Origin of the sequence: Pseudomonas sp. B1(2018), assembly GCF_003097365.1 — a bacterium.
In the GTDB taxonomy this organism is placed as follows: Bacteria; Pseudomonadota; Gammaproteobacteria; order Pseudomonadales; family Pseudomonadaceae; genus Aquipseudomonas; species Aquipseudomonas laurylsulfatiphila.
Genome location: NZ_PYUK01000010.1, coordinates 217,985 through 241,156, shown reverse-complemented (window position 1 = coordinate 241,156; position 23,172 = coordinate 217,985). Strand labels below are relative to the sequence as shown.

Annotated in this window: 27 protein-coding genes; 9 read left to right on the top strand and 18 right to left on the bottom strand. The window is 61.8% G+C overall.

Annotated elements, in window-relative coordinates; all coding sequences use genetic code 11:
• The first annotated feature begins 565 nt into the window (after positions 1-565).
• On the top strand, positions 566-733 hold the full coding sequence (locus C9422_RS32245; protein WP_007976884.1) for a hypothetical protein: 168 nt from the start codon (positions 566-568) through the stop codon (positions 731-733).
• A 66-nt stretch (positions 734-799) separates the two neighbouring features.
• Here the strand turns inward: C9422_RS32245 and dmpG are convergent, their stop codons facing one another.
• Genes dmpG through C9422_RS17910 form a run of 4 tightly spaced genes read right to left on the bottom strand, consistent with a single transcriptional unit; the run spans position 800 to position 4,405 of the window.
• Positions 800-1,834, bottom strand: coding sequence for a 4-hydroxy-2-oxovalerate aldolase (gene dmpG, locus C9422_RS17925; RefSeq protein ID WP_116581591.1), 1,035 nt, complete (start codon positions 1,832-1,834; stop codon positions 800-802).
• 13 nt (positions 1,835-1,847) lie between these two features.
• The gene (locus C9422_RS17920; protein WP_116581590.1) at positions 1,848-2,756 is read right to left on the bottom strand and encodes an acetaldehyde dehydrogenase (acetylating); all 909 of its coding nucleotides are present in this window, start codon (positions 2,754-2,756) and stop codon (positions 1,848-1,850) included.
• A gap of 18 nt (positions 2,757-2,774) precedes the next feature.
• Positions 2,775-3,566 (bottom strand): fumarylacetoacetate hydrolase family protein, encoded by a 792-nt coding sequence (locus C9422_RS17915; protein WP_116581589.1) that lies wholly within the window; start codon positions 3,564-3,566, stop codon positions 2,775-2,777.
• On the bottom strand, positions 3,563-4,405 hold the full coding sequence (locus C9422_RS17910) for an alpha/beta fold hydrolase (protein ID WP_116581588.1): 843 nt from the start codon (positions 4,403-4,405) through the stop codon (positions 3,563-3,565). The genes C9422_RS17915 and C9422_RS17910 overlap by 4 nt, the downstream gene beginning before the upstream one ends.
• A 250-nt stretch (positions 4,406-4,655) precedes the next feature.
• Here C9422_RS17910 and C9422_RS17905 point away from each other — a divergent pair, with 250 nt between their 5' ends.
• Positions 4,656-5,426: an SDR family oxidoreductase gene (locus tag C9422_RS17905; protein WP_116581587.1), complete on the top strand. Its 771-nt coding sequence runs from the start codon at positions 4,656-4,658 to the stop codon at positions 5,424-5,426.
• Positions 5,427-5,532: 106 nt separating this feature from the next.
• A complete protein-coding gene (locus C9422_RS17900; RefSeq protein WP_116581586.1) occupies positions 5,533-6,030 on the top strand; it encodes an SRPBCC family protein in 498 nt (165 codons plus the stop codon).
• Positions 6,031-6,345: 315 nt separating this feature from the next.
• On the opposite strand, the gene C9422_RS17895 is transcribed toward C9422_RS17900, so the two are convergent.
• The 10 genes from C9422_RS17895 to C9422_RS17850 all read right to left on the bottom strand — a co-directional run bounded on the left by C9422_RS17895 (position 6,346) and on the right by C9422_RS17850 (position 14,597).
• Entirely contained in the window at positions 6,346-6,780 is a 435-nt protein-coding gene (locus C9422_RS17895) for a nuclear transport factor 2 family protein (RefSeq protein ID WP_116581585.1), read from the bottom strand.
• Positions 6,777-7,166, bottom strand: a complete 390-nt coding sequence (locus C9422_RS17890) for a nuclear transport factor 2 family protein (protein ID WP_116581584.1) — start codon at positions 7,164-7,166, stop codon at positions 6,777-6,779. The genes C9422_RS17895 and C9422_RS17890 overlap by 4 nt, the downstream gene beginning before the upstream one ends.
• The gene (locus C9422_RS17885; protein WP_116581583.1) at positions 7,167-8,369 is read right to left on the bottom strand and encodes an acetyl-CoA C-acyltransferase; all 1,203 of its coding nucleotides are present in this window, start codon (positions 8,367-8,369) and stop codon (positions 7,167-7,169) included. It lies immediately after the preceding gene.
• 29 nt (positions 8,370-8,398) lie between these two features.
• Positions 8,399-8,857: a MaoC family dehydratase gene (locus C9422_RS17880; RefSeq protein WP_007976864.1), complete on the bottom strand. Its 459-nt coding sequence runs from the start codon at positions 8,855-8,857 to the stop codon at positions 8,399-8,401.
• Positions 8,858-8,859: 2 nt separating this feature from the next.
• The gene (locus tag C9422_RS17875; RefSeq protein WP_007976863.1) at positions 8,860-9,642 is read right to left on the bottom strand and encodes an SDR family oxidoreductase; all 783 of its coding nucleotides are present in this window, start codon (positions 9,640-9,642) and stop codon (positions 8,860-8,862) included.
• Positions 9,643-9,655: 13 nt separating this feature from the next.
• On the bottom strand, positions 9,656-10,849 hold the full coding sequence (locus C9422_RS17870; protein ID WP_116581582.1) for an acyl-CoA dehydrogenase family protein: 1,194 nt from the start codon (positions 10,847-10,849) through the stop codon (positions 9,656-9,658).
• Positions 10,846-12,018, bottom strand: a complete 1,173-nt coding sequence (locus C9422_RS17865) for an acyl-CoA dehydrogenase family protein (RefSeq protein ID WP_116581581.1) — start codon at positions 12,016-12,018, stop codon at positions 10,846-10,848. Before C9422_RS17865 ends, C9422_RS17870 begins: the two co-directional genes overlap by 4 nt.
• Positions 12,019-12,168: 150 nt before the next feature.
• On the bottom strand, positions 12,169-13,578 hold the full coding sequence (locus C9422_RS17860; protein ID WP_116581580.1) for a glycosyltransferase family 39 protein: 1,410 nt from the start codon (positions 13,576-13,578) through the stop codon (positions 12,169-12,171).
• Between the two features lie 3 nt (positions 13,579-13,581).
• Positions 13,582-13,860 (bottom strand): lipid-A-disaccharide synthase N-terminal domain-containing protein, encoded by a 279-nt coding sequence (locus C9422_RS17855; RefSeq protein ID WP_116581579.1) that lies wholly within the window; start codon positions 13,858-13,860, stop codon positions 13,582-13,584.
• On the bottom strand, positions 13,857-14,597 hold the full coding sequence (locus tag C9422_RS17850) for a glycosyltransferase family 2 protein (RefSeq protein ID WP_116581578.1): 741 nt from the start codon (positions 14,595-14,597) through the stop codon (positions 13,857-13,859). The genes C9422_RS17855 and C9422_RS17850 overlap by 4 nt, the downstream gene beginning before the upstream one ends.
• A gap of 303 nt (positions 14,598-14,900) precedes the next feature.
• Here C9422_RS17850 and C9422_RS17845 point away from each other — a divergent pair, with 303 nt between their 5' ends.
• Positions 14,901-15,545: a YceH family protein gene (locus C9422_RS17845; protein ID WP_116581577.1), complete on the top strand. Its 645-nt coding sequence runs from the start codon at positions 14,901-14,903 to the stop codon at positions 15,543-15,545.
• 203 nt (positions 15,546-15,748) lie between these two features.
• On the opposite strand, the gene C9422_RS17840 is transcribed toward C9422_RS17845, so the two are convergent.
• The gene (locus C9422_RS17840; protein WP_116581576.1) at positions 15,749-16,267 is read right to left on the bottom strand and encodes a cupin domain-containing protein; all 519 of its coding nucleotides are present in this window, start codon (positions 16,265-16,267) and stop codon (positions 15,749-15,751) included.
• 9 nt (positions 16,268-16,276) lie between these two features.
• Entirely contained in the window at positions 16,277-17,095 is an 819-nt protein-coding gene (locus C9422_RS17835; protein ID WP_116581575.1) for a shikimate 5-dehydrogenase, read from the bottom strand.
• A gap of 246 nt (positions 17,096-17,341) precedes the next feature.
• Here C9422_RS17835 and C9422_RS17830 point away from each other — a divergent pair, with 246 nt between their 5' ends.
• The 3 genes from C9422_RS17830 (at position 17,342) to C9422_RS17820 (ending at position 18,602) form a co-directional block, all read left to right on the top strand.
• Positions 17,342-17,707 carry a hypothetical protein gene (locus C9422_RS17830; RefSeq protein ID WP_103395354.1) on the top strand — a complete coding sequence of 122 codons (366 nt, stop codon included), beginning with the start codon at positions 17,342-17,344 and terminating at the stop codon, positions 17,705-17,707.
• A 393-nt stretch (positions 17,708-18,100) separates the two neighbouring features.
• The gene (locus C9422_RS17825; protein WP_007976845.1) at positions 18,101-18,295 is read left to right on the top strand and encodes a hypothetical protein; all 195 of its coding nucleotides are present in this window, start codon (positions 18,101-18,103) and stop codon (positions 18,293-18,295) included.
• Between the two features lie 115 nt (positions 18,296-18,410).
• Positions 18,411-18,602: a hypothetical protein gene (locus C9422_RS17820; RefSeq protein WP_095967442.1), complete on the top strand. Its 192-nt coding sequence runs from the start codon at positions 18,411-18,413 to the stop codon at positions 18,600-18,602.
• Here C9422_RS17820 and C9422_RS17815 read toward each other — a convergent pair.
• Entirely contained in the window at positions 18,599-19,660 is a 1,062-nt protein-coding gene (locus tag C9422_RS17815; protein WP_116581574.1) for an AI-2E family transporter, read from the bottom strand. The genes C9422_RS17820 and C9422_RS17815 overlap by 4 nt on opposite strands.
• 160 nt (positions 19,661-19,820) lie before the next feature.
• On the opposite strand from C9422_RS17815, the gene yegQ reads away from it, so the two are divergent.
• Positions 19,821-21,146 carry a tRNA 5-hydroxyuridine modification protein YegQ gene (yegQ, locus tag C9422_RS17810; RefSeq protein WP_116581573.1) on the top strand — a complete coding sequence of 442 codons (1,326 nt, stop codon included), beginning with the start codon at positions 19,821-19,823 and terminating at the stop codon, positions 21,144-21,146.
• A gap of 133 nt (positions 21,147-21,279) precedes the next feature.
• Here the strand turns inward: yegQ and C9422_RS17800 are convergent, their stop codons facing one another.
• On the bottom strand, positions 21,280-22,143 hold the full coding sequence (locus C9422_RS17800) for a LysR family transcriptional regulator (RefSeq protein WP_116581572.1): 864 nt from the start codon (positions 22,141-22,143) through the stop codon (positions 21,280-21,282).
• A gap of 96 nt (positions 22,144-22,239) precedes the next feature.
• Here C9422_RS17800 and C9422_RS17795 point away from each other — a divergent pair, with 96 nt between their 5' ends.
• Positions 22,240-23,151: a DMT family transporter gene (locus tag C9422_RS17795; protein ID WP_116581571.1), complete on the top strand. Its 912-nt coding sequence runs from the start codon at positions 22,240-22,242 to the stop codon at positions 23,149-23,151.
• Positions 23,152-23,172: the final 21 nt, after the last annotated feature.

Here is a 23,172-nt window from a genome sequence, read left to right as displayed (position 1 = left end):
CTTGATCTTGCCCTTGAAAATCAAAAGATCGCAGCCTCGTTGCACTCGACAGCTCCTACAGAGGAGGTTGCGGCGCTAATACACCGTAATTGATACACCATCCTTGTAGGAGCTGCCGCAGGCTGCGATCTCTTGATCTTGCCCTTGAAAATCAAAAGATCGCAGCCTCGTTGCACTCGACAGCTCCTACAGAGGAGGTTGCGGCGCTAATACACCGTAATTGATACACCATCCTTGTAGGAGCTGCCGCAGGCTGCGATCTCTTGACCTTGCCCTTGAAAATCAAAAGATCGCAGCCTCGTTGCACTCGACAGCTCCTACAGAGGAGGTTGCGGCGCTAATACACCGTAATTGATACCCCCATCCTTGTAGGAGCTGCCGCAGGCTGCGATCCCTTGATTTTGCCCTTGAAAATCAAAAGATCGCAGCCTCGTTGCACTCGACAGCGCCTACACAATGGATCTGCGGAGCTTCACATTGATCAACTAGTCCATTCGGACGAAGCCGCTCGCCATCCGCCGCCCTAACCTGTCTCTACAACAATAAAACCGTGTCGAGACCCACCATGCGCAAATCCACTTGTGCTCTGTTCATCATCGTCTGTGCTGGCGCGTCCACCAGCCTCTGCCAACTGTTCAAAAACGAAGCCTATCGACCGACCACGGCGTATTTCAGCTGTGCGAGCACGGCGATCAATTGCTATCCACCGCTGGTACGTAATCTGTTGCCTTGAGCGCAAGATTTCACCGGGCATAAAAAAACCACCGAATCATCGGTGGTTTTTTCGTCGCTTCAAGGATCAGGTTGGCAATACCCCACGGGCCCGCGACAAGGTCAACGCCAGGTCCTCGATCATGTCTTCCTGCCCCCCCACAGTCCCGCGTCGACCTAACTCCACCAACAGCTCCCGAGCAGCAATCCCGTACTTCTGCTCGGCACGCTTGGCGAACAGCAGGAACGAGCTGTAGACCCCGGCATAACCCAACGTCAGAGCATCGCGGTCGAGGCGGATCGGCTGGTCCATCATCGGCACCACCAGGTCTTCGGCCACGTCCATGATCTTGTACAGATCCACGCCGCTGTTGACACCCATGCGCTCCAACACCGCGACGAACACTTCCAGCGGCGTGTTGCCCGCCCCCGCGCCAAGGCCCGCTACAGACCCGTCGATCCGCGCAGCACCGGCCTCGATGGCGGCCAGGGAGTTGGCGATGGCCATGCCCATATTGTGGTGGCCGTGGAAACCGACTTCAGTCCCGGCGTTCAGGCCGGCGCGCAGGGCACCGATCTTTTGCGTCACTTCATCGGGCAGCATGTAGCCGGCCGAGTCGGTGCAATAGATGCAGTTCGCGCCGTAGCTTTCCATCAGCCGCGCCTGCTCCAGCAGTTTCTCCGGGCTGACCATGTGCGCCATCATCAGGAAGCCGACGGTGTCCAGGCCCATCTTCGCCGACATGCCGATGTGCTGGCCGGACACGTCCGCTTCGGTGCAATGGGTCGCCACGCGAATGGTCGAGACCCCATGCTCATGGGCCATTTTCAGGTGGTCGAGGGTGCCGATCCCCGGCAACAACAGGGCCGAAACCTTGGCCTGTTTCAGCTGCGGGATCACCGCAGCGAAGTACTCTTCGTCGCTGTGGGCCGGGAAACCGTAGTTCAGCGAGGCGCCGCCCAGGCCATCGCCGTGGGTGATTTCGATCAGCGGCACACCGGCCCCATCGAGACCGGTGGCCACCGAGACCATTTGTTCAATGCTGATCTGATGCTGTTTGGCGTGCATGCCGTCGCGCAGGCTCATGTCATGCAGACGGACGCTCTTACCTTGCAAATTCATGGCAATTCTCCACTCAACGGACGGGCAGTTGCAGGGTGCCCTTATGGGCTTCTTCGGCGAACATCTCGGCCGTGCGCAAACCGGCGGCGGTCATGATGTCGAGGTTGCCGGCGGACTTGGGCAGGAAGTCGCCGAGGCCTTCGACCTCGATGAAGATCGACACCTTGCGCCCGTCGAACACCGGCCCGTTGATCAGCTTGTAGCCGGGCACATAGCGCTGCACCTCGCGAACCATGTCCAGCACCGAGGTGCGGATCGCATCCTGGTTCGGCTCGTCATCGGTCAGGCAGTGGATGGTGTCGCGCATCATCAGCGGCGGCTCGGCCGGGTTGATCACGATGATCGCCTTGCCGCGTCGGGCGCCGCCGATCTTCTCCACCGCACCGGCGGTGGTGCGGGTGAATTCGTCGATGTTCTGCCGAGTGCCCGGGCCGACAGAACCGGACGACACGGTGGCAACGATTTCGCCGTAGCTCACCGGCTGCACCCGCGACACCGCCGCCACCATCGGGATGGTCGCCTGGCCACCGCAGGTGACCATGTTGACGTTCATCGCCAGGCTCGACGCGTGCTCCTTGAGGTTGACCGGCGGCACGCAGAACGGACCGATGGCCGCCGGCGTGAGGTCGATCATGATCACCCCGAGCTCGTTGAGCTTGCGGCTGTTTTCCGCGTGCACGTAGGCCGAGGTGGCGTCGAAAGCGATGCGAACATCATCGTCGAGCACGTGCGGCAGCAAGCCGTCGACTCCGCCGGCGGTGGTTTTGATGCCCATTTCCCGGGCACGTTTCAGGCCTTCGGATTCGGGGTCGACGCCAACCATCCATACCGGCTCGATCCATTCCGATCGACACATTTTCATCAGCAGATCGGTGCCGATATTGCCCGGGCCGATAATGGCCGCTCTGAGTTTTTTGCTCATGGGGTCAAACTCCAAAAGTCAGGCGCAGAAAGACACCCGGGCACTGCCCAGGCCATCGATGGTCAGAGAAAAACGGTCGCCAGCTCGGGCCGGTTCCAGTGGCACCAGGGAGCCGGAGAGGATGATTTCCCCGGCCTTGAACGGAATGCCGAACGCGCCCAGGGTGTTGGCCAGCCAGGCCACCGCCGTCAATGGATTGCCCTGCACTGCCGAACCCAGGCCTTCGCTCAGGGGTTCACCGTTCTTGAACACACGCATGCGCAAGTTCGGCAGGTCCAGCTCGCGGGGGTCGACCTTGCTGTCGCCCAGTACGAATACGCCGCAGGAGGCGTTATCAGCCACCGTGTCCTGGATGCGAATGCGCCAGTCGTGAATCCGCGAGTCGACGATCTCGAAGCACGGCATCACGTATTCGGTGGCGTCCAGCACATCGGCTTCGGTGATGCCAGGGCCGACCAGGTCGCGCTTGAGCTTGAAGGCGATTTCGCCCTCGGCGCGGGGCTGGATCAGTTTGTTCGCCGACAGGGAAATGCGCGCATCGTCATCGAACGACATCTGCCGGGTGATGAAGCCGAAATCCGGCTGATGCACGTTGAGCATCTGCTGCACTGCCGCCGAGGTCACCCCGATCTTCTTGCCGACGATCTGGTCACCGGCCGCGACCCGACGCTCAATGGCGTACAGGGAAATGTGATAGGCGTCTTCGATGCTGATCGACGGCCAACGCTCGGTCAGCGGCGCCAGGGTGGAGCCGCTGAGCAGCGCCTGATAAAGCTCTTCGCCGAACTCACGGCGCAATTGCACGCTCATCCGCGGGCCTCCTGAAGAAACGCCAGGCACTGACTGTTGAAATAGTCACGGTGCTCGACCTGGACCCAATGCCCGCACTCGCTGAGCATCACGAAACGGATTCTGGAACAGTTTTCGAGCATGGTCCGGGCACCGGAGGACGGGCAGAACTTGTCGTTCATGCCCCAGAAACCGAGGATCGGGCACTGCAACTCACTCAGACGCGACGTCAGGTTCGGCACCTGCATGGTCGACAGCACGCACACCGGCTGCTGTTGCACCACGGCCACCCGCTCGTTGACCGTCTCGTCGCTGATCAGGCTTTCATCGAACAGTTGCAGGGCCAGCAGACGACGCATGCCCGCCGCATCGTTCAGCTCACCCTTGGCGAAGGCCGCGCCCATTTTCTGGATGCCTTCCATTTGCAGGTAATACTGTTCCTTTTCCATCAGGCCACCGGGCGCCATCAGCACCAGACGGCTGACACGCTGCGGTTGGTCGAGGGCCAGTTTGATCGCGATCGCGCCGCCCAGTGAGTTGCCGACCAGCACACAACGCTGGATGTCGAGGGCATCGAGCAAACCGCTCAGGGCTGCGACAAAGAAATCCAGGGTGTAGAGGGTGTCGGGTTTGTCCGAGGCGCCGTAGCCCGGCAGATCCGGGACGATCACCCGGTAACCGGCCTCGGCAAACACCGGGTAGTTCTGCTTGAAGTTGCTGTGACCGCTGGCACCCGGTCCGCTGCCATGGATAAAAATCACCGGCTCGCCGTTGCCGCCATCCTTCCCGCTTGTATCCACATAGCGCAGCTGCAAACCATCCGGCAGCGTAACGAAGTGCCCTTGCGCTGAAGCGCCCATAAGGTGTCCTCCCGGCCTGTTGTTGTAGTCGGATTATTCAGACGGGCCGGGTGCGCAACATCGTCCGACAGGACTACGCCCTTGTAGGAGCTGCCGAAGGCTGCGATCTTTTGATTTTGTTTTTTGAAGCAAGATCAAAAGATCGCAGCCTTCGGCAGCTCCTACAGGCTCTAGTCTTATCGGACGTTGGATTACAGGGACCACAGACCTAGCATCGACGGCATTCCCGAGCGGCAAAAAGAGAATTCCCATGCTTGACCCAATGGACTTTCGCGGCAAAGTGGTACTGGTCACCGGCGGTGGCAAAGGTGTGGGTCGCGGCATCAGCCAGCGCTTTCTCGACTGCGGCGCCGAGGTGGTGATCTGCGGTCGCGAAGCCCCGCCATCCGTGCCTGTCAGCGGCGGGTGCGAGGCGCTGTTCGTGCCCTGCGACCTGCGGGACGTCGAACAATCCGGGCGCTTGATCGCACAGATCATCGAGCGTTTCGGTCGCCTGGATGTTCTGGTCAACAACGCTGGCGGCTCACCGAATGCCGACGCTGCCACGGCATCTCCCCGTTTCAGTGAAGCGATCATTCGCTTGAACCTGATCGCGCCACTGAACCTGTGCCAGCAAGCCAACCAGGCGATGCAGGCCCAGGCCGAGGGCGGCGCGATCATCAATATCTGCAGCGTCAGCGCCACCCGCCCTTCCCCCGGTACCGCCGCCTATGGTGCGGCCAAGGCCGGTCTGCTGAACCTGACCACCTCGCTGGCGGTGGAATGGGCGCCGAAGGTGCGGGTCAATGCGGTGACCGCCGGGCTGATTCTCACCGAGCAGGCGGCCATGCATTATGGTGACGACGCGGGCATTGCCCGGGTGGCGGCGACCATTCCATTGCAACGTCTGGCGACCCCGGAGGACATTGGCGATACCTGCCTGTACCTGGCGTCGTCTTTGGCCCGTTATGTCAGCGGCGCGGACATCGCGGTGCACGGTGCCGGCGAGCGACCGGCGTTTCTCGACGCGGCACAATCCTGAAAAGATCGCAGCGTGCGGCAGCTCCTACACAAGATAATGCCGTACCTGTAGGAGCTGCCGCAGGCTGCGATCTTTCCAGCATTCGAATAACAATAGGAGTTCCGACATGCCCGCAATCGCCAGCCACAGCGTCCCGATCGACCTCACGCCACAAGCCGCCTGGACCAAACTGCGCGACCTGAGCCTCGCCCCGCACTATGTACCGGGGCTGACCGGTTGCCTGTTTCATCCTGGGCCAAAGGAAGGCCCAGGCGCCAGTCGCCGTGTGTTGCGCAAGGGCGGTCAGTACCTGGATGAAAGCGTGATGCAGTGGCAGGAAGGCACGGGGTTCGTGCTGCTATTGCACAAAGGCAGCAATGGTTCGCCCTTTCCGTTTCGCGAGGCCAGCTTCAGCTATGCCCTGCAAGCCGAAGGCGACACGACCCGCATCACCCTGCAAATGCGTTACAGCCTGCGCGGTGGCCGGTTGGCAGAGTGGTTGCTGGCCAAGGCCTTCGACAAGGTCGTGAGGCAGATTGCCGAGAACCTCAAGGCGTACTACGAAACCGGCCGGACGCAGAATGCGGATATGGCTGTCAGCACATCCGACATCAACGTTGCCTGACACACCGCCTTCGCGGGCAAGCCCGCTCCCACAGGGGATTGGGGGGTGTTTGCAAATGCCGGGGTCACCACAAAAACTGTGGGAGCTGGCTTGCCTGCGAAGGGGCCGGAACATCCAACATCAATGTTGCCTGACACACCGCCTTCGCGGGCAAGCCCGCTCCCACAGGGGATTGGGGGTGTTTGCAAATGCCGGGGTCACCCTAAAACCTGTGGGAGCTGGCTTGCCAGCGATGGGGTCGGAACATCCAGCTTCAATGTCGCCTGACACACCGTCATCGCTGGCAAGCCAGCTCCTACAGGATCGCGGCGACACTCAGGAACGCGCCACTTCCGAGTGAGCGGTAAACCGGGTGGCGACGATCTTCCATTGGCCGGCAATACGCTGGTAACGGTCCTGATAGAACCCACCCAACTGCCGCGTCGCCCCGCTCTCGCCATCCAGGTTGAAATACCACAGGGCCCAACGGCCCTGGGCCTGATCCTCGTCCAGCATCTCGATTTCCGGGTTGGCGCCATGATGCAGGTCGATCACCCGCTCATGGCAGGCCAGTTCGCGGTACAGCGCGACAAAACTGTCGCGCTCACGAAAGATCCCCAACGGACCGTAATCGATCAGCACTTCACCCTCGGCAAAGCAGTCGGCAATCACCTCGACCTGCTTGAGGTCGCAGGCGTTGAGGTAGCGATGCTTGAGCTGGCGGATGTCCTCCAGCGCTTCCAGGCGGGCGATCCGCTGTTCCAGGTTCATGCTTCACCTCGCGCAGTTACGTTAACTTCACTCCAGAAGGCTTTCATCGAGCGGATCTTGCCGTCGGCATCGAACTCCATCACGTCGATCACATGCAGCGAACACGGTTGCCCGCCCCACTCCATGTCGACCCTGAACGGCATCGCCCCGCAACCGTTGAGCGTCGCGCGTACCGGGCCGGTCCGGGTTGCCGAGACTTTCATCGCCCCCAGTCCTTCACGATAAAAACGCGCAATGGCGTCGATGCCCTGCAACGGCGCCTGGCCGACCGGGTCTTCAACGGTGGCGTCTTTGGCGTAGAGCGCGAGGATACCTTCGATGTCGCTGGCATCCACCAACTCCACATAACGCGCCATGTTCGCCTGGATCTGCTCTGCACTGATCATTCAGACCACCTCGAACAGGGCGGCGGCGCCCATGCCGCCACCGATGCACATGCTCACCACCACATACCGCAAACCGCGACGCTGGCCTTCGATCAGCGCATGTCCAACCATCCGCGCCCCGGACATGCCGAACGGATGGCCGATGGAAATCGCCCCACCGTTGACGTTCAGGCGCTCGGCCGGAATGCCCAGGGTGTCGCGGCAGTACAGCACCTGACAGGCGAACGCTTCGTTCAACTCCCAGAGGCCGATGTGGTCCATGGTCAGGCCGTGGCGCTTGAGCAGCTTGGGAATGGCGTAGACCGGGCCGATGCCCATCTCGTCGGAATTGCAGCCGGCGACCGCCATGCCGCGATAGATCCCCAGCGGTTCCAGGCCACGCTTCTCGGCCAGTTTGGCGCTCATCAACACCGAGGCCGACGCACCGTCGGACAGCTGCGAGGCATTGCCGGCGGTGATGAAACGTCCCTTGTCGCTCCACTGACCGCCCGGCCATACCGGCTCCAGCGCCTTCAGGCTTTGCAGGGTGGTGTCGATACGGTTGCACTCGTCACGCAGCAAGGTCACGGATTCATGGCGGGTTTCGCCGGTCGCCTTGTCGACGATCATCTGGCGGCTGGCCAGCGGCGCGAGCTCGCGGTCAAAGCGCCCGGCGCTCTGGGCCTGTGCGGTACGCAGCTGGCTCTGGTAGCTGTATTCGTCCTGCTCGTCGCGGGAGATGCCATAGCGCGCGGAGACGATCTCGGCGGTTTCGATCATCGGGATGTAGGCGTGCGGGTCCAGTTCGATCACCGAAGCCGACTGGTTGCGATAGAGGTTCTTGTGCTTGTTCTGCACCAGGGAAATCGACTCCAGGCCACCGGCCACGGCGATGTCGATTTCGTCGCACATGATGCCTTTGGCGGCCATGGCGATGCTCATCAGACCGGACGAGCACTGGCGCTCGACGGCCATCCCGGCAACCGATGCCGGCAAGCCGCCGGCAATCGCGCACAGGCGTCCCAGGTTATAGGACTGCGTACCCTGCTGCGCCGCGGCGCCAATGATCACGTCGTCCACTTCACCCGGCTCGATGCCCGCGCGGCGCACGGCTTCGTGCACCACGTGGCCACCCAGTTGCGGCGCTTCGGTGTCATTGAACGCACCGCGAAAGGCCTTGCCGATCGGAGTACGGGCGGTCGAAACAATGACGGCTTCTTTCATGCTGGATTCCTCGAATATGCTGTTGAAGGTCAGGCCGGGTAATAGCGACTGATGGTGTCGACCACACAGCCGGGACGTTCCTCGCCGTCGATGTCGACGCTGACGCGGATGGTCGCCTGCACGCCGCCCTTCACTTCCTCGACCGCGATCAATTGCGCACTGCCGCGCACCCGCGAACCGACGCGCACCACCGAGGGGAAGCGCACCCGCTCGCAGCCGTAGTTGACGCCCATGGCCAGGCCACGGACTTCGACGATCTGCGGCAGGAACAGGTTGACCAGTGACAGGCTCAGGTAGCCATGGGCGATGCAGGCGCCAAACGGGCCATCGGCGGCCTTGAGCGGATCGACGTGAATCCACTGGTGATCGCCAGTGGCGTCGGCGAACCGGTCGATGCGGTCCTGCTCCAGCAGCAGCCAGTCGCTGACGCCGAGCGACTGGCCAACGGCCTCGAACAGGGCCATCGGCGTGTCGAAAATACGTGGCATGGTCACGCCCTCTGGCTGGATACCGACAACACTTCGCCGGTCATGTAGGAGCTGTAGTCGCTGGCCAGGAACATCATCACGTTGGCCACTTCCCAGACTTCGGCGGCGCGGCCGAAGGCTTCGTTGGCGGCAAGTTGATCGAGCACCGCCTGAGGCGCGGATTTGCGCAGGAAATCGTGCAGGGCGATGCTCGGGCTGACCGCGTTGATGCGGATGCCGTAGTCCGCGGCTTCGACCGCTGCACAGCGAGTCAGCGCCATGACGCCGGCCTTGGCCGCGGCGTAGTGCGCCTGTTCTTTCTGCGCGCGCCAGCCCAGTACCGAGGCGTTGTTGACGATGACCCCGGCACGCCGCTCCATCATTTTCGGCAGCATGGCGCGGGTCATGCGCATGGTGCCGGTGAGCGTCACATCCAGCACCCGGTTCCACTCTTCGTCGCCCATCTCCACCAGCAGGCGCGAGCCGCCGAGGCCGGCGTTGTTGATCAGCACGTCGACGCCTTGCAGATCACGTTCGGCGCAGGCAATCAGCTGCTGCACCTGGGCTTCGTCGGCGACGTTGCAGACCTGGCCGAAGACCTGCTGCAGCCCGGTGGTTTCGCGAATTTTCAGCACTGCTTCGGCCAACCGGCCTTCATGGATATCGCTGATCATCAGCGCCCGGCAACCTTCCTCGGCAGCCCGCACGGCGGCGGAAAAACCGATCCCGGCACCGGCGGCGGCAGTGATCAGTACCGACTTGCCGCGCAGCAGGCCGCGACCTTCAACATATTGAGGTACAGACATGAACTCTCTCCTTTCAGGCGCGCGGACGCGTCTCTTTGGGCATGCCCAAGGCACGCTCGGCGATGATGTTGCGCTGGATTTCGTTGCTGCCGCCGTACAGGGTGTCGGCGCGGCTGAACAGGTACAGCGACTGCAAACGGGTCAGTTGGTAGGGCGCCGCTTCGAGCAATTCCGCTTCGGCGCCGAGCACGTCCATCGCCAACTTGCCGAGGCTGGCGTGCCAGGTCGACCAGAACAGCTTGTAGATGGTCGCCTCCTTGCGCAGCGAACCGTCCTGGCTACCCGAAAGCATGCGCAGCGAGTTGTAGCGCATGATCCGCAACCCGCTCCAGGCTTCGGCCAGGCGCTGGCGCAGGATCGGATCGCGGTCGGCACCGTTGGCTTTAGCGATGGCGATGATTTCGTTGAGTTCGTTCTGGAACTGCATCTGCTGGCCGAGGGTCGACACACCGCGCTCGAAACCCAGCAACGCCATGGCGATCTTCCAGCCATCACCCGGCGCGCCGATGATATTGGCGGCGTCGGTGCGGGCATCGTCGAAGAACACTTCGTTGAACTCCGAGGTGCCGGTCAGTTGCTCGATAGGCCGCACGGTGATTTGCGCCTGGGCCATCGGCACCAGCAGGAACGACAGGCCGCGATGGCCGACGCTGCCAGGTTCAGTACGGGCGATGACAAAGCACCAGTCCGATTCGTGGGCCAGGGAGGTCCAGACTTTCTGGCCATTGATCACCCATTGGCCACACGCCTCGTCCAGCGAGGCGCGGGTCTTGACGTTGGCCAGGTCGGAACCGGCGCCCGGCTCCGAATAGCCCTGGCACCAGAACGACGTGCCGCTGACGATCCCCGGCAAAAAGCGCTGTTGCTGTTCGACCGTACCGAACGCGGCAATGGTCGGCCCGGCCAGGCCTTCGCCGATATGGCCCATGCGACCGGGGCCGCCGGCGCGGGCATATTCTTCGTGGAAAATCACTTGCCGGGTGATCGACAAGCCACGCCCGCCATGCTCCGGCGCCCAGCCGACGCAGGTCCAGCCGCCTTCGGCGAGCTTGCGCTCCCAGGCTTTGCGCTCTTCGGGAAACATGTGCTCGTCGCCCGGACCGCCGCGAAAACGCAGGGCCTCGAACTCACCGCAAAGGTTGGCGCTCATCCAGTCGGCCACTTCCTGGCGGAAGCGTTCGTCCTGCTCGCTGAAACTGATTTTCATGGCTGCTCTCCAAGAATCACCGAAGCAATGCGCTCGCGATGCCAGGCCGGTAGCCCGAGGAAACTCTCGCTGGCGCGGGCGCGCTTGAAGTAGAGGTGCGGGTCGTATTCCCAGGTGAAACCGACGCCGCCGTGCAACTGGATCGACTCGGACGCGCAGTGGAAATAGGTCTCGGAGCACTGCGCCTTGGCCAGCGCCGCCGCCAACGGCAGTTCGGCCGCGACCTGCGGATCACCCTGGGGGTCGAGAACCTCCTGGGCCACGCACGCGGCGTAGTAGCTGGCCGATCGCGCGCATTCGACTTGCAGCATCATGTCGGCGGCGCGGTGTTTGAGGGCCTGGAAACTGGCAATCGGGCGCCCGAACTGCTGGCGTTCCTGCATGTAGGCCACGCTGAGGTCGAGCACCTGCTGCGCGCCGCCGGTCTGCTCGGCAGCCAGGCCGATGCAGGCCAGTTGCAGGACGCGCTCAAGGTGCGGCCAGCCGTGACCGAACTCACCCAGCAGCGCGTCAGCTTCAAGGTGCAGGCCCTTGAGCTGGATCCGCGCCTGGCGCCGGGTCTGGTCCATGGTTGGCAGCATTTGCCGTTCGATGCCGGCCTGTGCCGCGTTCACGACAAACAGGCTGATGCCCTTTTCGCCAGTGGTTCCGGGTTGTCGTGCGGCAATGATCAACAGATCAGCGCCATGGCCGTCGAGTACATGCTTGAGGGTGCCGTCGAGAATGAACCCGTCGCCTTCGGCCACCACCGTTGCCTGGACATCGTCGGCCGACCAGCCGTTGGCACTGCTGAACGCCAGGGTCGCCGTCACGCTGCCATCGGCGATCGACGGCAACCAGCGCTGTTTCTGTTCATCATTGGCAGCCAGCAACAGCGCGGGTGTGGCCATGCAGGCGGTGGCGAAAAACGGCGAGCACAGCAAACGCCGGCCCATCTGCTCGAGCAGGATCGTCAGCTCGACAAAGCCGAGACCAAGGCCACCGTAGGTTTCGGGGATATGAATGGCGGGCCAGTACATTTCCTGGCACAACCGCTGCCAGAGGGCTTCATCGAAGCCCCGTTCACTGACCATTGCCGCCCGCACGGCGGCTGAATCCGAGACATCGGCGAGGAAGCCCTCGGCCGATGCGCGGATCATTTCCTGTTCGTCGCTGAATGCAAACTCCATCGCGGCGCCTTCTGCTCGTTTGGCGGGGCGCGCATGGCGCAACACCCCTTTGAGCATGAAGTTTGGCGCCGCCCGGACGCGGCAGAATCGTTAGCCCTGCCTAGTCCGAACGGGTGATGTGCTGCGGTGACTGCTCAGCCGGGAAGCCGATCAGCGACAGTCGCCCCCCATGCGCACGAGCAGCGCTGAACGGTGCGGCTTGAGGTACGGGTTGATTTCACCGACCTGGCACGACGCCAGGTTCTGCAGTTCAGCCGCGAGAGGCTCTTGCAGGAACAGCAGCCCCGCCGGACGGGACTCGGATTGCAACTGCGCCACCGTCAGCGGCGCCACCGGCCGGCCCATGTAATAGACCAGGCGGATATCCGGCTCACCGAGGGTGTAAGCCTTCTGCCCCGGCTGCCCGTCGGCCAGCGTGGCAACCTGCTCAAGACCGCCGACCCGGTGCGACAACACCCGCGCTTCGACGAACATGTAGAACACCACAAACCCGGCCAGCATCACGTAGGGCACAACGGCCAGGGTCGTGCGCCAGCGCCCCTTCAGTTCATCGAGCAGCGCCGACCAGTGCATCGCCAGCAGCAACGCCATGGACGGATAGACCGGCAACAGGTACTTGCCATGCTTTTCGGTGAACAGGGAAAAAACCAGCAGCGGCAACAGGCTGCAGCACAGCAGCATGCCGGCCTCGCGGCGCGCGCGGATCATTGCCCAGAACTTGCGCGGCTGTACAAACACGATCAGCCAGAACGGGAAGAAATCACCGGCCAGGTACAGCAGATAGGCATACCAGGCCTCGGCGCCCTGCCCGTCGATCTTCTTCACGATGTCTTCGCTGATGATCGAGGCCCAGATGCCCCAGCCCTGGCTCACCGACACCGCCACGTACCAGGAACTGCCCAGCACCAGGGCAATCAGCCAGCCCCAACCGTCACACAGATAAGCCTTGGCCCGGGCATCGCGGTAGATCAAGGCATAGGTCAGGATCGGTGCCGTCACCCACAACAGGCAGACCGGCCCTTTGGTCAGCAGCGCGCACCCCAGCAGTACGTAGCTCAATCGACTCCACAAGGCTCGCCCCTGCAGGAAGATGAACTGCCAGGCCGCCAGCAGCGCGCCGAAGCACAGCAGGGTCAACAGCATCTCGATTTCCGAGCGCCGTGCGAACAGGCTGAAGGCACCGTTCGCGGCCAGGAACACCACGGCGAACAATCCGACCTGCCACCCCACCTGCCGGACGCCGTACAGATAGGTGCCAAAACAGCACAAGGCAGCCGCCAGCGCCGAAGGCAGGCGTACGCTCCACTCGGACAAGCTGCCCAACACCGCCGTTGAAACCAGACCGGCCCAATAGAAAAACGGCGGCTTGGAGAGATACAAGTCGCCGTTCATGTAAGGCAGCAGCCAACTTCCCGCCTCGCGCATTTCGCGCACGGTGACGGCGCGGCGGGCCTCGTTGACACTGAGGAACGGCACGCTGCCCAGTCCCCAGAAAAACAGCAACGCAACCGCGATGGCCACGAGCAACGTAATATTTCGGGTCGATAACGATCCGCGCATGACCTACTCCTTCAGGCTTTTACTTTTAGCGATCAACTGCAGGTTGCGAAAATAGACAAGGGAGCCGAAGGCCTGCCCGACGATGAACACCGGGTCCTCTCGGTAAATGGCATAGGCCAGCAACAAAGTGCTGCCGACGATGCTCAGGTACCAGAAGCTCACCGGGATCACGCTGCGTTTCTTGTACTCGCTGTACAGCCACTGCAGGACAAACCGCCCGGTAAAGGCGATCTGGCCAATAAAACCGACGGCCAGCCAAAGGGCTTCGCGGGAGAGATTCATCCTTCTATCTCCTGGGCAATGGTGTTCAGCCGCGTGCGCTTGATCAGCCACCAGACGCCGAACAAATCGAGAATGCCGACCAGTGCGCGGTCGAGGTTGCCGTATTTCGACACCCCGGCCGTGCGCGCCCGGTGGTTGACCGGGTGCACGATCATGCGCCCGTTGTGACGCTGGATCAGCGCCGGAATGAAGCGGTGCATGTGGTCGAAGTACGGCAGGCGCAGGAACGCCGCGCGCTCGATCAGCTTCAGGCCGCAACCGGTGTCCGGGGTGGCGTCCTTGAGCAGGCGGCGGCGCAGGTTGTTGGCGAACCGCGAGGCGTAGCGTTTGCTCGCGGTGTCGCGGCGATTGACCCGGTGCCCGGCGACCAGTTGCACATCGGCCTTGCCCGGTTCGCCGCGCACCAGCGCCAGCATCCCGGGGATGTCCGCCGGGTCGTTCTGGCCGTCGCCATCGAGGGTCGCCAGCCATTGCCCGCGGGCCTCGCGGGCGGCGTGGTACAGCGACGTGCTCTGCCCCAGCGACCGCTCGTGATGGAGGATGCGCAGGGTGTTCAGCCCGCTCTGGCGGATCTGCCGCAGTTCCTGCAGGGTCGAATCGGTGCTGCCATCGTCGACCACGATGATTTCGTACGACTCATCGGCCAGCGCCACGCGGATTTCCTCAATGAGCGGCTTGAGGTTGTTCGCTTCGTTCTTGGCGGGAATCAGTACGGATACAAAAATGTCTTGGCTCATGGAGTCACTCTCGCCTTTATTGGATTTCTTTTATCAGAGGCGAATCAAGGTGTCGTACACCGGCCGACTCGATGCAGTACTCAGCTTTTCACGGCGATGACGCCAACAGTGCCCCGTCCCGTGGACACACTCGCGCGACCTCGCACACGGTGCCCGGCCGTTTGTAAAAATCGCGTCAATATTCCATGCACTTTTTGTCATCATTGCCCTGATGACACAGCGAATTCTGTTGCCATTGGCGCCTGCCCATCTAAAGTGCACCCACGCAAGTGAAAAACATGAATCGGCTAAGGATGCAGAACCATGAGCACTGAGCAAGAGACGACTTTTGACGAACCACGGCTCAACAGCACGGAAATCCGCATTCTGGGTTCGTTGATCGAGAAAAAAGCCACCAGCCCGGAAACCTATCCCCTGACCCTCAATGCGCTGGTGATCGCCTGCAACCAGAAAACCAGCCGCGAACCGGTGATGAACCTGACGCCGGGCCAGGTCGGCCAGAGCCTGCGTGCACTCGAAGGACGCGGCTTCGCCAGGCTGGTGATGGGCAGCCGTGCCGACCGCTGGGAACACAAGGTCGACAAGGCTCTGGAACTGGTGCCGGCGCAGGTGATCCTGACCGGGCTGATGTTTCTGCGCGGCCCGCAGACCGTCAATGAACTGCTGACCCGCAGCGGCCGCATGCATGAATTCGAAGACGCCGAACAGGTCGTGCATCAACTGGAACGCCTGATTGCCAGGGGCCTGGCCGTGCTGATACCGCGTCAGGCCGGCCAGCGCGAAGACCGCTACACCCACGCCCTGGGTGATCCGGCGGATATCGAGGCAATCATGGCGGCCCGGCAGAACCCGTCCGAGCGCGGCAGCAGTGGGGTTTCGGTTGAACGGATCGAGGAGCTGGAGGCGCGGATTGCGGCGCTGGAAGAGCGGTTGGCACGGCTCGAATAGCCTGGATTTTTGCCTGGCACAAAACCTGTGGGCTGACTGACATTTGAGATTGACACAAAACCTGTGGGAGCGAGCTTGCTCGCGAAAGCGGATTGTCAGTCACATCAATGCTGGATGTGCCGACGCTTTCGCGGGCAAGCCCGCTCCCACAGTGGAGCTGTGGACTGACTGACATTTGTGATTGGCACAGAACCTGTGGGAGGTTACTCCCCGTCCCAGTAATCCACCCCATCGGCCTGCCGGGCCACCGCGACAAATCCCGATGCATTACCCTCGGCATCGACTTTGAAGTCATCCATCACGGCATATTTGCCGGAATCCGGGTATTCGCAGATCTCCGGCGATTGCTGGGTGCTGACGGCCAGATACCGCAACTCGCCGTTGCTGGTATTGATGATCTGATGGGCCTTTTCAGGCCCACCCGGTGGACAGGCGATCACATCACCGGCGCGGATTGGAAAACGCTCGTCTCCCAGGCGGACCTGCCCTTCCCCGGCCACGACGTAGAACATTTCCTCATTGACCCGATGGCTGTGAAACGGACTGCCGCGCATGCCCGGCTCCAGCACATACAGGCGATATCCCAGCTTTTGCGCCCCCAGTTGCTGACCGACTCGGGCCAGACGCTGTTGATAGCGACCGGCGGTTTCACCGGTCGGCGCAAACGCTTCGGGCAGCGGTTCAAGCTCGACAGTGTTCAGATTGAGAATGGGCGGGTGCATGGACACCTCCTAGCTGCGGGCAAACGCCACGGCCTTCTGGAACTGCTCATCCGTTGGCCGTACACCGGTATAGAGCACAAATTGCTCCAATGCCTGGATCGCGATCACTTCCAGCCCGGTGATGACCCGCTTGCCTTCGGCACGGGCACGCACGATAAGCGGCGTTTCCGAGGGGATCGCCACCACATCAAAGACAGTGTCTGCTTTTTCGATCACATCGCCCTCGAAGGCCAGTTGCTCGGCCTCCGGCCCTCCCGTCATGCCGATCGGGGTGACATTGACCAACATCTGCGGGCGACAATTGCCCAGCTCTGCCTGCCACTCATAGCCCAACGACTGCGCCAGCGCCTGCCCGGCGCGCTCGTTGCGGGCCACGATCAGGCCGTTCTCGTAGCCGCCATCGCGCAAGGCGCTCGCCACGGCCTTGGCCATGCCGCCGCTGCCGCGCAGGGCAAAGGTGGAGTCCTTGGGCACCTGGTGTTTTTCCAGCAACTGGGCAACGGCGATGTAATCGGTGTTGTAGGCCTTGAGATGACCGTCGGTGTTGACGATGGTGTTGATCGATTGAATGGCGGCGGCAGAGGCGTCCAGTTCATCCACCAGTTCAATGCAGGCTTCCTTGAACGGCATCGACACGCCACAACCACGAATGCGCAGGGCGCGAATGCCGGCGACGGCGCCCGGCAGGTCCTGGCTGGCAAAGGCCTTGTAGTAGAAGTTCAGGCCCAGTTGTTCATACAGATGATTATGAAAACGCAGGCCAAAGTTCCCGGGGCGCCCTGAAAGGGACATGCACAGCTGGGTGTCTTTGTTAGGGTTCATCTGCATGGCAAAGCTCCTTCAAATGCACTTTTCGGATGGACGGGATTAGCCCTCCATCGGGATCTGATCGATCATGAAAGCCTGGACGCACGGGCTTAAACAGGTCGGTAAGAAAGTCGGTACAGACCTTACACAAAATTTACCTGGCGGCCGTGCTGTTTTTCGAAAAAACGCTGTCTTAGTAGTATCCCCGCGACAATCCCTGGATCTATTGCAGACACAGGCGCCGGGCTGAAGAACCGAGGAACTATCATGATCCGTAAAATCCCCACAGTAGCCTTGCTGATCGGCGCCCTCGCTATCGCGGGACAGGCGCAAGCCCATGGTGGTGGCAATTACTGGCAGGGTCCGGCGGTGTTTGGCGCGATCGTCGGTACTGCCATCGTAGGTTCGGCTCTGATCAACGCCAACCGCCCGGTCTATGTCGCGCCGCAACCGGTCTACGCAGCACCGCCTCCGGTTTATTACGCGCCACCGCCACCGGTTTACTACCAGCCGGCCCCGGTCTACGTGCAGCAACCGATCTACTACCGCCCGGCCCCGGTCTACTATGGGCCACCCCGTGGTTACTACGGCCCGCCACGCGGCTACTACGGCCCCCACTACGGGCGCTGGTAACGAACTCATCAAGCCCCGCTGAAACAGCGGGGCTTTTTTTATGGGACTTCACGGAAACATCTGTAGGAGCTGCCGAAGGCTGCGATCTTTTGATTTTGCTTTTGCGATCTGGAGATTGCTGAAGATCAAAAGATCGCAGCCTCCGGCAGCTCCTACAGGTATCGGTGTTTCCCGGAATGACATGAACCACCTTTTTTATGCCCATTGGGCGGTGCAGGTCTGGATAAATCTCGCCAAGGTCGCTATCGGGACAGTGCGCGCGGCAGAAACGGGCAAGATGGACTCGACCGGTTTTCTGCCGTGTGGCGAAAAACGGTCATATTTTTGTCATGACAGATCCGCAAGCTCGGTGCTGTCCGTCGAAAACAGGTTGATAACAACAAGGACGACCACATGCCAACGCAAAACCCGCACCGCATCGTCGGTCTGTGCACCTCCAGCAAGGTGTACAACGCACTGACCGAACTCAAACACCTGGAAGGTCATCGCAGCGCCAAGTTTCTCTCGCTGCTGACGCAAAACCTGGTGCGCAAGGGCCTGCTCAACGAGCAGGAAGTGGTCAATATGCTCGATCAGGTGGTCAACTGACCGACCAACGGTCATTTGCCCCCGCTGGCATCAATGACCACTATCGAAAGCGTTGATTACTCCTCGAGGCACCCGGACCTTAAAGTAGCTCCACAGATTGATGGAGGTACTTTTCATGTCCCAGGTTCAGATCATGTCCGTTATCGGCAGCGCCGTCCCCGCACAGCTCAGAGAGCTGGGCATGCTCGCCTGCTGGTATCTGGTGCAGGACGGTGTACAGATCAGTGGCCCGCTGACTTCGCTGCCCGCCGCCCGGGAGCTGTCGCAACGCATCGGCACCGGCCAGTCCGGCAGGCTCAGCGCCTAGGGCAGCTGCACCCGCGGTTTGGTTTCGATGAAAATGTCCCAGCTAGCCATGAACAGGGCCGCGATCAACGGGCCGATGACAAAGCCGTTGAGCCCGAAAATCGCCAGGCCGCCGAGGGTCGAAATCAAGATCATGTAATCCGGCATCCGGGTGTCCTTGCCCACCAGAATCGGTCGAAGCACGTTATCCACCAGGCCGATCACGAAGATCCCGAACAATCCCAACACCACGCCCTGCCAGATCGCCCCGGTGAGCAGGAAAAACGCCGCCACCGGCACCCAGACAATCCCCGCCCCCACCGCTGGCAACAGCGACAGAAACGCCATCAACACCGCCCAGAGCAATACGCTGGGAATGTCCAGAAACCAGAAAATCAGGCCACCCAGCGCGCCTTGTGTGATCGCCACCAGCAGGTTGCCCTTCACCGTGGCCCGTACCACGCGATTGAACTTGAGCTGCAAACGACGTTTCTGCTGTTCCTCCAACGGCACCGCCGCACGCACCTTGCGCGCCAGTTCCGCGCCGTCGCGCAGGAAGAAGAACAGCAGGTACAGCATGATGAAGAAACTGACGATGAACTCGAACGTGCCCTGGCCAAAAATGAAGGCCTGGGCGGCCAGCTCCTGCCCGCCGGTCATCGCACTCTTGACGATTTTTTCTCGCAATCCGTTCAGCTCGCCCATGCCGAAGCGGTCCAGCAGGTGCTGGAAATACGGCGGCAGGATGTGCTTGAACTGCGCCACGTACCCGGCGATGTCCAGTTCGCCGCTCTCGATGTTCTTGTAGAGCGCGGCCCCCTCCTGGATCAGGAGGATGCTGAGGACTATCACTGGCAGGATCGCAATCAACAGGCAGATGCTCAGCGTGAGCAGTGACGTGAGGTTGCGCTCCCAGCCGAACTTCAGCTGCAGCCGCCGTTGCAGCGGTGCAAAGAGGATGCCGAGGATTACCGCCCAGAACACAGCGCCGTAGAACGGCAGCAGGATCCAGATGAAGGCGACGCTCACCAGGGCCAGAAGGATCGTCAGCGATCTGTCTTTCAGGGTTTCTTCGTTCATATCCGATCCATGCCCGCCGGGACGCAACACTTGGGCCCTGATGTTTAGTCCGCTACGGCTCGCGCGAGTGCCATCTCTTTGTTGACCAGACATGGATCCAGGTCAATAAACGCTCCGTGCCGAGCGTTTATCCTGCGCGGCTTTTGCGACCGACACCGCCATGAACCTCACCGCGCCAGAACTGCTCGCCCCCGCCGGCACCCTGAAAAACATGCGTTATGCCTTCGCCTATGGCGCCGATGCCGTGTACGCCGGCCAGCCGCGCTACAGCCTGCGGGTGCGCAACAACGAATTCGACCACGCCAACCTCGCCCTCGGCATTCGCGAGGCCCAGGCGCAGGGCAAACGCTTCTACGTGGTGGTGAACATTGCGCCGCACAACGCCAAGCTCAAGACATTCCTCAAGGACCTTGAACCGGTGATCGCCATGGCCCCCGATGCGCTGATCATGTCCGACCCCGGCTTGATCATGCTGGTGCGCCGGCACTACCCGCAGATGCCGGTCCACCTTTCGGTGCAGGCCAATACCGTGAACTGGGCCAGCGTCGAGTTCTGGCAGCAACAGGGCTTGAGCCGGATCATCCTGTCGCGGGAGCTGTCGCTGGAAGAGATCGCCGAGATCCGCGGACAAGTGCCTGCCATGGAACTGGAGGTGTTCGTGCATGGCGCGTTGTGCATGGCCTATTCCGGGCGCTGCCTGCTGTCGGGGTACATGAACAGGCGCGACGCCAATCAGGGCTCCTGCACCAACGCCTGTCGCTGGAAATACACGGCGCAGCCGGCCACGGAAAACCAGTTGGGCGAGATCGTGCAGACATTCGATCCCGAACCGACCCTGGGCATCGGCGCACCCACCGATCAGGTGTTCCTGTTGCAGGAAGCCAATCGTCCCGGCGAACAGATGCCCGCCTTCGAAGACGAACACGGCACGTACATCATGAACGCCAAGGATCTGCGTGCCGTGCAGCACGTCGAACGCCTGACGCAGATGGGCGTGCATTCGCTGAAAATCGAAGGCCGGACCAAATCGCACTTTTATTGCGCGCGCACCACCCAGGTTTATCGCCGGGCCATCGACGACGCCGCGGCCGGCCGGACCTTCGACCGTGGCCTGATGAGCGACCTGGAATCCCTCGCCCAGCGCGGCTACACCGAAGGTTTTCTGCGTCGCCATGTGCATGACGAATACCAGAACTACCAGAACGGCAGCTCAGTGTCGGAACGGCAACAGTTTGTCGGTGAGCTGACCGGGCAGCGCCAGGATCGCCTGGCCGAGGTCAAGGTGAAAAACCGCTTCGGCGTGGGCGACCACATGGAGCTGATGACGCCCAAGGGCAACTTCCACTTCGATCTGCATCAGCTGCAGAACGCCAAGGGTGAAGCCATCGATGTTGCACCGGGGGATGGGCATACGGTGTATTTGCCGATACCGGATGCGGTGGATCTGCAGTTTGGTTTGCTGATGCGGGACGTAGGTGTGAACTGACCTTCAAATACACACAAAACCCTGTGGGAGCGAGCTTGCTCGCGATGACGGTGTATCAGTCAATATTGTTGGCGACTGACACTCCGTCATCGCGAGCAAGCTCGCTCCCACAGGCTCTCCCACAGGTACTGCGTCAGGCAAACTCTTCGCGGAGCATCGCCACGAACGCCTCGCGCGCCGGGTGCACCCCGGCGTTTTCGTGCCAGTAAAACAGGTTGTCGACGGCGGTCAGTTCAGGGAACTCAAACCCCGCGCACCCCGCGCCTTTGGCGTATTGGTCGAAGATCCCCTTGGGCACCAGCGCCACACCGGCCCCGGCACTGACGCAACCGACAATCGCGCCATAACTGGCCAGGCTGACAATCGGCAGTGCCTGCCCCTGTCGCAACAACCAATGCTCCAGCGCCGCCCGGTACGGACAGCCCTGGGGCCACATGAACACGGTCTGGTCCTGCAAATCGCTTATGTCGCGCAACGGCCCCAGGGATGTCGAGGCGATCAGCAGCAAATCTTCGCGGTACATCGGCGTGCGCTTGAGGTGCGAACGCTCGACATCCACCGCCACGATGGCGCCGTCGAGCTTGTGATTGAGCGTGTCATCGAGCAACTGCCCCCAGGCGCCGGTGGTCAGCTCCAGCGCCACCTGCGGGAAACGCTTGTGGAATTTCGCCAGCAGGCGCGGCAACCGCCCGGTGGCCGACGACTCGATGGCGCCGATGCGCAACGGCCCTGAGGGTTCGGCCGAAGGGTCGACCGCCCGCTTGGCCTCGGCGGTCAGGGCGAGAATTTTCGAGGCGTAGGCCAGGAAGGTCTGCCCCGACGGGCTGATGCGCAGCCCTCGGCCTTCGCGCAGGAACAGCGCGACACCCAGCTCAGCCTCGAGGGCCTTGATCCGTGCCGTGATGTTGGACGGCACGCAATGTAGCAATTCAGCCGCGCGGGCAATGCTGCCGACGTCGGCCACGGTCTTGAACATGCGAATCTGTGCCAGCTCCATACATCACCAATAGTGAACGATTAGCGCAGTATAAGTCAGTTGTGGCGAACGATAGGCTTTCTGATACTCCGTGCATCAGCCCTCAGGTGCACGACCATGACGCCGCTCACACCCTCCCCCGTTTCACCCTGGAAAATCATTCTGGCCATGGCGTTTGTCGTGGCGTGCTGGGGCTACTCCCCGACCGGCATTCATATCGGCTTGCAGGCCTACGACCCCGTGCACCTGGCCCTGCTGCGCTTCCTGCTGGCCTCCGTGTTCATGGCCGTGGTCGCGGTCATCAAAGGCATCCGCCTGCCCAGCCTGCGAGACTTGCCGCTGATGTTCGGCCTGGGTTTCTTTGCCGTGAGCCTGCATCACGTGGCGATCAACTTCGGCCAGCAGGGAGTCAGCGCTGGCGCTTCGAGCGTCCTGGCCCAGACCACGCCGCTGTTCAGCACATTGATAGCGCGCTTCGTGTTCAAGGATCAGGTGAGCCTGTGGCGCTGGGGTTGTGTGCTGCTCGGGTTGTTTGGCGTGGTGATAGTGGTGGCGGGCGATCATGGCCTGGGCAGCATTGACGCCCACGGCTTGCTGATCCTGCTGGCGGCGGTGTCCTGGAGCCTCTACTTTGCCCTGCAAAAACATCACACCGGGCGTTACGACGGGCTGACGCTGGTGTGCTACACGGTGTGGTCCGGTACGGTGCTGCTGTTGATTTTTCTGCCCGGCCTTGTCGATCAAGTCGCCCTGGCGCCGCTGCGCGTGCAGTGGGCGGTGATCGCCTTGGGGATATTCCCCAGTGCCCTGGCGTACCTGGCCTGGGCCTATGTGCTGGCGCATGTCGATTTGAGCCGGGCGACCATGACGCTGTATTTGACACCGCCGACGGCGATGGTGATGGCGTCTTATGCACTCGGCGAACGGCCGACGTTGATGATCGTGGTCGGCGGGCTGGTGGTGTTGGCGAGTGTGCTGGCGTTGAATCTGGAGCGGCGGGCTGTGGTGGTTCAGGCTGTCAGGGTCTGATTCAGGTTTTTCGCTGTCAGG